Origin of the sequence: Rhodopseudomonas sp. WA056, assembly GCF_010906995.1 — a bacterium.
Taxonomy (GTDB): Bacteria; Pseudomonadota; Alphaproteobacteria; order Rhizobiales; family Xanthobacteraceae; genus Rhodopseudomonas; species Rhodopseudomonas palustris_G.
Map to the genome: position 1 here is coordinate 12,378 of NZ_QPFS01000033.1, position 12,066 is coordinate 24,443.

The following is a 12,066-nucleotide window of genomic DNA, read 5'->3' on the forward strand; positions in this document are numbered from 1 at the left end:
CGGAGCACGCCGCTAGGCGGTCATCGCGTCTTGCGACGATGCGGCCTGCGGGCCGGCGAACAGGCTGCGGCCCGGGATAGCCTCGAGCAAAGCACGAGTGTAGGCGTGCCGGGGCGACGTGAACACCGACTTGGTATCGCCCTGCTCGACGATCTCGCCGCGGCGCATCACCACGATGCGATCGGCGATCTCGGCGGCAACGCGAAGATCGTGAGTGATGAACAGCATCGCCAGATTCATCTCCTCGCGAAGCTCCGCCAGCAGTTCGAGAATCTGCGCCTGCACCGAAACATCGAGCGCCGACACCGCCTCGTCGGCGACCAGCACCATCGGCTTCAGCGCCAGCGCGCGCGCGATGCAGATGCGTTGACGCTGGCCGCCGGAGAACTCGTGCGGGTAGCGCCCGGCCGCACTCGCCTCGAGGCCGACCCGCGCCAGCAGCCGCTTGGCGTCGGCCATCGCCTCGGCGGGCGGCGCGCCATAGGCCATCGGCCCGCGCGCGATCGCATCGCCGACCTTCTGCCGCGGATCGAGCGCCGCATACGGATCCTGGAACACGATCTGCACCTTGCGACGCATCGCCCGCAGCCCGCCGCCGCGCAATTCGAGGAAATCCATGCCGCCGAACTCGATCGCGCCGGAGTCCGGCTCGATCAGCCGCATGATGATGCGGCCGAGCGTCGATTTGCCGGACCCGGATTCTCCGACCACCGCAACGGTCTCCCGCGGTCGCAGGCTGAGCGCCACGTCCCGCACCGCCGGCACCGTGCGATGCGGCCGGAACAGGCCCTGCGAGGTGACGAAGGTCTTGTTCAGCCCGCGGGCGTCGAGCAACGGCTCGCCGTCGAGGTGACGGTCGAGCTCGGCGGCCGGGCGCGAGCCCGGCACCGCGGCGATCAGCGCCTTGGTGTAGTCGTCCTTCGGCCGCCGCAGCACCTCGTCGACGCTGCCCTGCTCGACGACGCGGCCGCCGCGCATCACCACCACCCGATCGGCGATATCGGCGACCACGCCGAAATCATGGGTGATGAACAGCACGCCCATGCCGCGTTCCGCCTGCAGCCGCCGGATCAGCGCCAAGATCTGCTTCTGGGTGGTGACGTCGAGCGCTGTGGTCGGCTCGTCGGCGAGCAGCAGCGCCGGATTGTTGGACATCGCCATCGCGATCATCACCCGCTGGCGCTGACCGCCGGAGAGCTGGAACGGATAGCTGCGGACCAGGGTGGCCGGTTCCGGCAGTCCGACAGCGGCGACGAGTTCGAGCACTCGCGCATCGAGTTCGGCCCGGCTCGGCCGCGGCGCGGCATGGACCAGGATCGCCTCGGCAATCTGATCTCCGACCCGCGCCAGCGGATTGAGGGCGCTGAGCGGCTCCTGGAAGATCATCGAGATCGCGCCGCCGCGAAGGCCGCGCATCGTGTCTTCATCCGCGTGCGCGAGGTCTTGGCCGCGAAACCGCACCGCGCCGCCGCCGATCGACAGATTCGGCGGTAGCAATCCGAGCACCGCATGCGCGGTGATCGACTTGCCCGAACCGGATTCCCCGACCAGGCAGACGATCTCGTTGCGCCGCACGCCGAGCGACACCTCGGCGACCGCGTGGCTGCGATCGCCGCCCCTCGGCAGCGCGACCGACAAATTCTCGACGGACAACAGGATATCGTCGCTCATGCGTTACGCGCCTTTCGCGAGATGCGCGGGTTCAGGGTGTCGTTCAGCCCCTCGCCGACCAGATTGATCGCCAGCACGGTGAGCAGGATGGCGATGCCGGGAAACATGCTCATCCACCACGCCTGACGGATCACGGTGCGCGACGCGCCAATCATCAGTCCCCACGACATCAGATTGGGATCGCCGAGCCCCATGAAGCTGAGCGCGCTCTCGATCAGGATCGCGGTCGCGATCGTCAGCGAGCCGGTGACGATGATCGGCGAGATCGCATTGGGCAGGATGTGGCGCAGCGCGACCACCATCGGCGCCTGGCCTTGACACACCGCGGCCTGGACGAATTCACGGCCGCGCAGCCGCATGAACTCCGCCCGCGTCAGCCGCGCCAGCGGTGGCCAGCTCACTGCGCCGATCGAGATGATGACATTGGTCAGCGTCGGTCCGATCGTCGCCACCAGCAGGATGGCGAGGATGAAGCCCGGGATGGTCTGGAACAGCTCGGTGACGCGCATCATCGCATCGTCGACCCGGCCGCCGAAATACCCGGCGATCGCCCCGATCACCACGCCGATACACAGCGCCGCCAGCGTCGAGGCGACCCCGATCGTCAGCGACACCCGGGCGCCGTAAGCGATCCCGGCGGCGACGTTGCGGCCGAGCATGTCCGAGCCGAGCGGGAGCCCTTCGCTCGCGGGCGGCTGGAACGGCGCCGCGACCATTTCCCAAGGGTCTTCAGGGAAGATCACCGGCGCCATCGCCGCGAGCACGATCACGCCGATCAGGATCACCAGGCCGATCAGGCCGGTCGGGTGACTCAGGAAGGTCTTCAGCCGATCCATCTCGACCTCCGCTCAGGACGCAGCACGCAGGGAGACGCGCGGATCGACGACCCGGTAGATCGCGTCGGTGAGAAGATTGAGCCCGATGACGATCACAGACATCACCAGGAAGATGCCGAGCATCAACGGATAGTCGCGCTGCAGCACCGCATCGAAGGTCAGGCGGCCGAGACCGGGCCATGCGAACACCGTCTCGATCACCACCGCTCCGCCGACCAGCGTGCCGGCCTGCATGCCGGCCACGGTGACCACCGGCAGCACGGCGTTCCGCAACATGTGCCGGATGATGATCTGGCCGCGCTTCAGGCCCTTGGCCCGCGCCGTCTTGATGAAGTCCTGATGCGCGACATCGATCACCGCCGAGCGCATCAGCCGAGCGTAAATCGCCAGATGCACCGCCCCGAGCGAGATCACAGGCAGGATCAGATGAGCCGCGATGTCGCGAGCCCGCTCCAGCGGCGTCATCTCGACGCCGATCGTGACGTAGCCGAACGCCGGCAGCCAATCGAGCTGCACCGAGAACAGCAGCACCAGCATCAGACCGAGCCAGAACACCGGCATCGCGTAGAGGAACAGCGACACGATGGTCAGCGCGGTGTCGGACCATTTGCCCGCGCGGACGCCGGCCAGCGTGCCGAGCGAAACACCGACCGAGAGCGACAGCAGGAACGCGCTGCAAGTCAACAATAGAGTCGCCGGCAGACGCTCGGCGATCAGCGACAGTACCGAGCGCTGCTGCCGATAGGAGTAGCCCAGATCCAGCGTCACGATCCGCTTCAGATAGATCGCAAGCTGGACCGGATACGGCTTGTCGAGCCCGTACTCTGCACGCAGCCGCGTGAGCATCTCCTCATCCGCCGCTCCGCTCTGCCCGGCCATCACCTGCGCGGGATCGCCCGGCGCGGCATGCACCAGCACGAAGTTGAAGGTGGCGATCACCAGCACCACCGCGACGAGGCGGACAGCCCAGCGGACGATCGCCAGACCGATCGCCACACTGCGGCTGCCGCCGATCGACTGCGCAAGCGCCATCATCCGAACGAAACCGTCCCGAAGGTGTCGTGCACGCCGATCGCGGTGGTCACGACATTCTTCAGCCGCTTGTCCATGAAGTTCGGGTAGTCGATCTCGAGCAGCCAGGCGACCGGCACCTCCTCGACCATGATCTTCTGCAGCGCGCTGTAGTGCTCCTGGCGCTTTTCGTCGGAGGTCGCGACGGCAGCCTCCTCGAACAACCGGTCGACCTCCGGATTGGAATATCCGCAGGTGTTGGAGAACAAGATGCCCTTGCGGATGTTGGACGAGACGTAGCTGCGCGACACGCCGAGTGCCGGATCACCGAACTGATAGACGGTGGTCGACGTCATCGAGAAATCCCAGTTGCTGAACTTCTCGGCCCAGCCGGCAACGTCGATGCCTTTCAGTTGCAGATCGATGCCGACGCGGGCGAGCGACTGCCGCAGGAACTCGGACGCCCGCTGATGGGTTTCGCCATACGGCGGCACCAGATAGGGAATCGACACGCGCTTGCCGTCGGGGCCCGGCTTCAGCCCCATCTCGTCGAGCAACGCCTTCGCCTTTTCGGGCGAATAGTCGTAGCTCTTGACGTTCTTTTCGTAGAATTTCGTCTTCGACGACACCGGTCCGGTCGCGACCTTGCCGAGACCGAAATAGACGCGGGCGAGCAGCGCCTTGCGGTCGATCGCGTACATCACCGCCTGCCGGAACCGCTTGTCGTTCAGCGGCGCGACCCGGTTGTTGAACTCGAGCCAGGTGTGGGGTGCGAAGAATTCGTAGCCCTTCGTGGTCATCGTCAGGTTCGGCAACTTCGACAGCCGCGGCACCTCGAACAATTCGACGTCGGTCCACTGCGTGAGCTGAACGGTGCCCTGCTCCAGCGCAACCGAGCGCGACGCCGAATCCGGGATCACCCGATAGATGATCTCGTCGAGGACCGGCTCGCCCGGACGATAGTAGCCTTCATGCTTGACCAGATGGACGTGCGAGCCGCGCACCCATTCCTTCAGCTTGAACGGACCGGAACCGATCGCCTTCGCGTTCGCCGGGTTCTTGCGATAGTCGGTCCCCTCGTAAATGTGCTTCGGCACGATCGGCGCCGTCGTGCAATCGAACGCGGTGAGGAACGGCGCGAAGGGAGTCTTCAGTTTGAACACCACCGTGAGCGGATCCGGCGCCTCGGCCTTCTCGACCCGCGAGAAGGTGTTGCGCGCCCGCGCGTGGTTTTCCATCAGGATCTTCATCACCGAGAACACCACGTCTTCCGACGTCAGCGGCGTGCCGTCGTGGAAGGTGATGTTGGGGAACAGCTTGAACGTATAGGTCAGCTTGTCGGGCGACACTTCCCATGACTGCGCCAGGCCCGGCAGCGGCTTGAGATCGAAGTCGTAGCGCAGCAGGCTCTCGTAAATCTTGCCGCCCAGCGTCAGCGTCGGCTGCTGCTGATTGAGCGCGGTCACCAGGATCGGGGGCTCCGGCTGAATGATGGTGTTGAGCGTGCCGCCCCGAGTCTGCCCCACCGCCCGGGTGATGCCGAGCGGAATGCCGCCGATGCCGGCCGCGCCAGCGAGCAGGCCGAGCTTGGTGAATTCGCGTCTGTTCATGGGATCCCCCGCGTTACGAGAAGTTGAACTGGTCGATCGTTCAGGACGTTGGTGAATGAGGCGAAGGTGGTCCGTGCATCAGACCATCGCCTCGATGAGATACGGACCACGGCGCGCGAGCGCCGCATCGAGCGCACTTGAGAATTCCGACAGCGTGGTGGCGCGGCCGGCCTCGACGCCGAGGCCTTGCGACATCTTGGTCCAGTCGAGTTCGGGCTGGTCGAGCTGCAGCATCCGCTGCGCATTGCGGCCCGGTGTCTGCGCCCCGACCTTGCTCATCTCGCCCCACAGCGTGGCGTAGGATCGGTTCGAAAACACGATGGTGACGACGTCGAGGTTTTCCCGGGCGTGGGTCCAGAGACCCTGCACCGTGTACATGCCGCTGCCGTCGGCCTGCAGGTTGATCACCTTGCGGTCCGGGCACGCCACCGCGGCGCCCGCTGCCATCGGAATGCCGATCCCGATCGCGCCGCCGGTGATCTGCAGATAGTCGTGCGGTGCCGCGTCGTAGGAATGGTCGAAGAAACCCGAGGAGGTCAGCGCCTCGTCGCAGACGATCGCCTGATCCGGTAGCCGCGCGGCGACCAGCCGGTTCACCATGTCCACGGTCAAAGCGGCATTGGGCCCCGCCGTCGGCGCAGGAACGGCGAACGGTGCAATCGCGACCGGCTCGCTCGGTGCATTCACTTCGTCGGCAAGCCATTCCAGCGCCTGCACCAGATCCTGATCGGGCCCGGCGAGTTGCACGATCTCGCAATTCGGCGGAGCCAACCGGCCGGGCCGGTTCGGATAGGCGAAGAACGACACCGGCTCCTTGGCGCCGATCAGCACCACCATGTCGGCGCCGCGCAGCATCTCGATGCCGATCTCGTGCGTCATCGGCAGCTTGGCGATCGGCGCCCGGCCGCGGCCGCGCTCGATCCGGCCATTGGCGCCCTGCGCGTAGATTTCCACCCCGGCGCTGCGGCGAATGCTGTCGGCGATCCGTAGCGGGTGCTCGCGCAGCGCGCCGCCGGAGAGCATCAGCACCACCTTGCGTTTGGTGCGGATCGCAGCGCCGATACGCACGACCGTCTCCTGCACCACCGGCGTCTGGCGCAGACGTTTGCCGCGCACCGGCGCCGATCGGTAGCTGTGTTCATTCCACGCCATGTCGGCAGGCAGGATCAGTGTCGAAATCCCCGGCGCCATGCTCTGCGACCACGCATCCGCGACGTCCTGGTCGATCCGCACCGGATCGGCGATGCGCTTGACCCAGCGCGACATTGGTCGCGCCAGCGAGTCGATGTCGCTGGTCAGCGGCGCATCGAGCGGCAGATGCTCGACCGCATGGTCGCCGACGATGTTGATCATCGGCGAATGCGCGCGCCGTGCGTTGTGCATGTTGGCCAGGCCGTTGGCGAGGCCTGGGCCGAGATGCAGCAGCGTCACCGCCGGCCGGTCGGTCATCCGTGCGTAGCCGTCCGCGGCGCCGGTGACGACGCCCTCGAACAGCCCGAGAATGCACCGCATCCGCGGCTGACGATCGAGCGCCGCCACGAAATGCATCTCCGACGTGCCGGGATTGGCGAAGCAGACATCGACCTCGTGCGCCAGCAGCGCATCACAGAGCCGGTCCGCTCCCGTCATCGATTGCACGGCTGACGCCGCCGGAGCCGCGACTGTCATCACAGCTTCCTCAGCCCGCACCATTCCGCGACGAACAACGCGATGCTCAGCGTCGTCTTGCGCAGGCTTTCGAGGTCGATGCGTTCGTTGAACGCGTGCGGCCCCTCGCCGTAGGGTCCGTAGCACAGCGCCGGGATGCCGTAGTCGACCGAGTAGTAGCGGGTGTCGTTGACGGCGGTCGACAGCCGCGCATCCAGCGGCGCCTTGAAGGCCGCCTGATGCGCGACGGTGAGCGCCGCTTCGGCGTCACTGCCCGGTTCGCAGACCGCCGGATCGGCCTTGAAGCCGCTCCAGATCAGTTCGGCCGGATTCTCCGACAAAAACGTGTCGCTGGCTTGCGCTTCGGCGAGGCATTGCTCGATGCCGCGCATCGCTTCCTGCGGCGTGTCGCCGGTCAGCAAGCCGAGCCGGCAATCCAGCTCGCACCAGGCGGAGGTGGAACTCGCCCAATCGCCGCCCTTGATGATGCCGACGTTGAACTTGATCGGGTTCTTGACCTGACCGAACCACGGATCGCGCACCGCCTGCGCGTTGAGCTTCTTGGTGTACTCCTCGAAGGCACGGATCAGGTGCATCGCCGACAGGATGGCGCTGGTACCGGTCTCCGAATAGGCGACGTGCACCGGCGTGCCGCGTACCCGCAGCCGGAACCAGACTGCACCGACCTGCGCGCGAGTCAGGGTGTGGCCGGTCGGCTCCGGAATCAGACAGGCGTCGGCGCGATAGCCGCGCATCAGCGTCGACAGAGCGCCGTTGCCGGTGCTTTCTTCCTCGGTCACGGTCTGGACATGGACGCGCGCATCGGGCGCGTAGCCGGCGGCGCGGATCGCATCGAGCGCGAAGATCATCGCCGACACGCCGCCCTTCATGTCCTGTGCGCCGCGACCGATCATCCAGCCGTCGCGCACCGTCGCGGCGAACGGCGGATCGCCCCACAGATCGACCGGACCTTCCGGCACGACGTCGATGTGCCCCTGCAGGATCAGGCTGCGACCGTTGCCGTCGCTGTCGGCGGTGGCGACGACCTGCATCGAGCCGGCCGGATCGATGTCGTCCATCGGCGCCGCCTTGGGGTGGCTGGCGATATCGACGTCGGCGAGACTGAATGTGTCGACCTTGTAGCCGCGTTCGGCGAGCTGCTGCGCCAGCCATTCCTGCTGCGGAGCCTCCTGGCCGCGCAAGCTGCGGAACTGCACCATACGCTGGAGAAACGCGACCTGGTCGTTGAAATTGCGATCGACCGCTGCCCGCAGGCTTTCAGTAATCGCATCCGATTTGGTCAATGTCTCAGTCGCCACGTCTCGGTCTCCCCTGGATCTGATAGTTCTCGTTATGCAGATGGCAGCGTCAGCGATCGAGACCGCCGAGCAGGATGTATTTGGTCTCGACGTATTCCTCGATGCCGTGGCGCGAGCCCTCGCGGCCGATGCCGGATTCCTTGACGCCGCCGAACGGCACCACGTCGGCCCCGAGCAGCGCCGAGTTGACGCCGACCATGCCGGACTCGAGCGCCTCGGCGACGCGGAACACGCGTCCGAGGTCGCGCGCGTAGAAGTACGCTGCCAACCCGAACGGCGAGTCGTTGGCCTGCGCGATCACGTCGGCTTCGTCGCTGAAGCGATACACCGGCGCGACCGGACCGAACGTCTCCTCGCGTGTGACGACCATGTCGGCGGTGACGCCGGTGACCACGGTCGGTTCGAAGAACGTGCGGCCAAGCGCGTGCCGCTTGCCGCCGAGCACGATCTTGGCGCCCTTGGCGACTGCATCCGCGAGATGATGCTCGACCTTGGCCACCGCCTCCTTGGTGATCAGCGGCCCCTGGGTGACGCCGTCGTCCAGGCCGTTGCCGACCCGCAATTTGGCGACCTTCGCGGCGAGCTTCTCGACGAAGGCGTCGTAGATCTTGTCCTGCGCGTAGATCCGGTTGGCGCAGACGCAGGTCTGCCCCATGTTGCGGAACTTCGAGGCGATCACGCCGTCGACCGCGGCATCGAGATCGGCGTCGTCGAACACGATGAACGGCGCATTGCCGCCGAGTTCGAGACCGACCTTCTTCACGGTCGAGGCGGCCTGGCGCATCAGGATCTTGCCGACCTCGGTCGAGCCGGTGAAGCTGATCGCCCGCACCGCCGGATGTTCGGTCCACGCCTTGCCGATCGCCGGCGCATCGCCGGTGATGATGTTGAGGACGCCCGGCGGAAAGCCGGCGCGCTGCGCCAGCACGCCGAGCGCGAGCGCCGTGAACGGCGTCTCCGGCGCCGGCTTGATCACCACGGTGCAGCCGGCTGCCAGCGCCGGTGCGACCTTGCGGGTGATCATCGCGGCGGGAAAATTCCACGGCGTGATCGCCGCGACGACGCCGACCGGCTGCCGGATCACCATCGTTCTGGAATCGGCGCGATGGGACGGGATTGTCTCGCCGTAAATGCGGCGCGCCTCCTCGGCATAGAATTCCACGAACGACGCCGCGTAGTCGATCTCGCCGAGGGCTTCCGCCAGCGGCTTGCCCTGTTCCTGAGTCAGCAACCGGGCCAGATCGTCACGGTGAGCGACGATCTGATCGAACCAGCCGCGCAGCATCGCTGCGCGCTCCTTCGCCAGCAGTTTCGACCATTGCCGGAACGCGAGGCCGGCCGCGCGAACCGCTTCCTCGGCCTCGTCGGTGCCGAACCGCGGCACCGCACCGATACGTTCGCCGGTCGCGGGATTGTACACCGCATCGACCGGCTCGCCGCACCACTTGCCGCCGATCAGGCAGCGTTCGGCCAACAGGCCCGGATCACTCGGCATCAGCATGTTCGATCATTCCCGTTCGGCGCAGGCGCGCGCCTCGTTCTAGGCAGCCAGGCAGCGTTCCAGGATCGCCAGGCCCTCGTCGACGATCGCGTCGGAGGCTGTCAGCGGCACCAGGATTCGGATCGTGTTGGCAGCCGTGCCGCACGACAGCAGGATCAGGCCGTTCTCGTGCGCGAGCTGTGTCACCCGCTTGGTGGTCTCGGCATCAGGCTCGTTGCCGCCGCGCTGCTTGAGAATGTCGAATGCGACCATCGCGCCCGGCCCGCGTGCCGGCGAGGTCGGCACCAGCGTGTTGGACAGTGCAAAGCGATCGATCGCCGCCCGCAGCCGATCACCGATCTGGTTCGCACGTGCGATCAGATTTTCCTGCTCGAACACGTCCAGCACCGCCAGCGCGGCAGCGCAGGCCAGCGGATTACCCGCATAAGTGCCACCGAGGCCACCGGGCTCGGCGGCATCCATGATGGCGGCGCGGCCGATCACACCGGACAGCGGCAGACCGCCGGCAAGACTCTTGGCGACGCAAACGATATCGGCCTGGACGTCGTAGTGCTCCATCGCGAACATCTTGCCGGTGCGGCCGAAGCCGGTCTGCACTTCGTCGGCGATCAGCACGATGCCGTTCTCGTCGCACAGCCTGCGCAAGCCCCGCATCAACTCCGGCGGCGCCTGATGGAAACCGCCCTCGCCCTGCACCGGCTCGATGATGATCGCGGCAACCTGCGAGGCGTCGATATCGGCCTTGAACACGAACGACACGCAACGCAGCGCATCCTCGACCGAGACGTCGCCGCCCGCGGCAGGAAACGGCACGTGCCAGACGCCCGGAAGCGGCGGACCGAGCGCCTTCTTGTAGGGAATGACCTTACCGGTCATCGCCGACGCGAACGCGGTGCGGCCGTGGAAGCCGCCGGTGAAGGCGATCACGCCGGCGCGCCCGGTCGCTGCGCGCGCGATCTTCACGGCGTTCTCGGTCGCCTCCGCACCGGTGCTGAGCAGGATCGATTTCAGCGGCCCGTTGATCGGCGCCAGTTCGTTCAGCCGCTCGGCGAGCCGGATGTAGCCTTCGTAAGGCGACACCTGGAAGCAAGTATGCGTGAAGCGGTCGAGCTGAGCGCGGATCGCCGCGACGACATGTGGATGGCAATGGCCGGTGTTGAGCACGGCGATGCCGCCGGCAAAATCCACGTAGCGCTTACCCTCGACGTCCCAGATCTCGCTATTCAGCGCACGCTCTGCAAACACCGGCGTGGCCTGGCTGACACCGCGCACCACAGCCGCCTGCCTGCGCGTCAGCAATTCACTATTCGTCATCAGCTCTCTCCCGAACTGACGACGACGCTAAAGCGACGAGGAGGACAATCAATCAGCTTGTAAGTTCGATCTGGTGACTTCCATGCACCAATCGAAAAATGCTGCACCAATGCGAGCAGGGAGTGGCGCTTTGTTGAGCGAACCGCCCAACCGATCGCCAGACAGCTCTCGGTCGGCCGCGGCGGCTAGATCTCCGTCAGCACGCGCTTCAGCCAATTCCGCAACGCGACGATCTCCGGATCGTCCCACCGTTCTTTCAGAGCAACGAGCTGATAAGTCTCCATATAAACCGACGAAGTAATCACCTCGACGAGCGCGCCCGAGCGCAGATCTTCCTCGACCAGCACGTCGTTTCCAAGCGCGACGCCCTGTCCGAGCCGTGCCGCTTCAATCGCCAGATGGGCATGCCACAGCCGCTGACCGCGCAGCGGCGGCAGATCGTCGAGGCCCGCGAGTTCGAACCAGCGCGTCCACTGATCGGTGGATTCTTCGTGAATCAGCGCGATCTTCGACAGATCGTCGAGACTCCCGATCGCCGGATAGCGGGCCAGATAGGCCGGGCTCGCAACCGGAAACACCCGCGGCCGCACGAGGATCTCGGCCATCAGCGGCCCGCGGGCGTCGATTATGTCGGCATAGACGATCTCGGCATCGGCCTCGCCGCGCGCCAGATCCGGATGCGTCAAGGTCGGCTGCAGATTCACTTCCCAGTTGCGCGGCGGACCGGTCAGTTCGGGAAGCCTAGACAGCAGCAGCCGATTGGCGATGCCGGGAATGCACCAGATGTTCAATGTCGGCAGTGACGACGGACGCGCGCTCGTGGTGGCGCGGGCGATGATGTCGAATGCCTGCGCGATCTGGGTATGAAAGCTCAGCCCGGCTTCGGTCAGCATCACCCCGCGGCCCTCCCCGCGCACCAGGGCCACGCCGAGGGATTTCTGCAGGTTCTGCAAGTGCCGCGACACGACGGTATGGCTGACCGCCAGCTCATCGCCCGCGGCGCGAACGCTACCGGTGCGGCCGACCGCTTCGAAGGCGCGCAAGGCGATCAGCGACGGCAAACGACGACGCATCATGAGCCTCGCATCGCCCGGGCCACGTAACGACGCATACGCATTATTGACTTGTTGCCTCCACGCTCTCGTCGCGACCGGGTC

The 12,066-nt window shown here is 66.2% G+C and carries 9 protein-coding genes; all 9 read right to left on the minus strand.

All coding sequences use genetic code 11. From position 1 onward, the window contains the following. Window positions 1–12: 12 nt before the first annotated feature. Window positions 13–1,671: a dipeptide ABC transporter ATP-binding protein gene (locus DU475_RS09145; protein ID WP_164631852.1), complete on the minus strand. Its 1,659-nt coding sequence runs from the start codon at window positions 1,669–1,671 to the stop codon at window positions 13–15. Continuing rightward, window positions 1,668–2,507 (minus strand): ABC transporter permease, encoded by an 840-nt coding sequence (locus DU475_RS09150; RefSeq protein WP_013502165.1) that lies wholly within the window; start codon window positions 2,505–2,507, stop codon window positions 1,668–1,670. Before DU475_RS09150 ends, DU475_RS09145 begins: the two co-directional genes overlap by 4 nt. A 12-nt stretch (window positions 2,508–2,519) precedes the next feature. Further along, the gene (locus DU475_RS09155) at window positions 2,520–3,542 is read right to left on the minus strand and encodes an ABC transporter permease (protein WP_164631855.1); all 1,023 of its coding nucleotides are present in this window, start codon (window positions 3,540–3,542) and stop codon (window positions 2,520–2,522) included. After that, entirely contained in the window at window positions 3,539–5,128 is a 1,590-nt protein-coding gene (locus tag DU475_RS09160) for an ABC transporter substrate-binding protein (protein WP_164631857.1), read from the minus strand. Before DU475_RS09160 ends, DU475_RS09155 begins: the two co-directional genes overlap by 4 nt. Before the next feature lie 78 nt (window positions 5,129–5,206). Then, on the minus strand, window positions 5,207–6,796 hold the full coding sequence (locus tag DU475_RS09165) for an acetolactate synthase large subunit (protein ID WP_164631859.1): 1,590 nt from the start codon (window positions 6,794–6,796) through the stop codon (window positions 5,207–5,209). Beyond that, complete coding sequence (locus DU475_RS09170) at window positions 6,796–8,094, minus strand: ArgE/DapE family deacylase (protein ID WP_164631860.1); 1,299 nt, start codon at window positions 8,092–8,094, stop codon at window positions 6,796–6,798. The genes DU475_RS09165 and DU475_RS09170 overlap by 1 nt, the downstream gene beginning before the upstream one ends. A gap of 49 nt (window positions 8,095–8,143) precedes the next feature. Further along, window positions 8,144–9,595: an NAD-dependent succinate-semialdehyde dehydrogenase gene (locus DU475_RS09175; RefSeq protein ID WP_164631861.1), complete on the minus strand. Its 1,452-nt coding sequence runs from the start codon at window positions 9,593–9,595 to the stop codon at window positions 8,144–8,146. A gap of 39 nt (window positions 9,596–9,634) precedes the next feature. Continuing rightward, window positions 9,635–10,909 (minus strand): 4-aminobutyrate--2-oxoglutarate transaminase, encoded by a 1,275-nt coding sequence (gene gabT, locus DU475_RS09180; protein ID WP_013502159.1) that lies wholly within the window; start codon window positions 10,907–10,909, stop codon window positions 9,635–9,637. 185 nt (window positions 10,910–11,094) lie between these two features. Further along, window positions 11,095–11,985 (minus strand): LysR substrate-binding domain-containing protein, encoded by an 891-nt coding sequence (locus DU475_RS09185; RefSeq protein WP_142884198.1) that lies wholly within the window; start codon window positions 11,983–11,985, stop codon window positions 11,095–11,097. Window positions 11,986–12,066 lie beyond the last annotated feature (81 nt).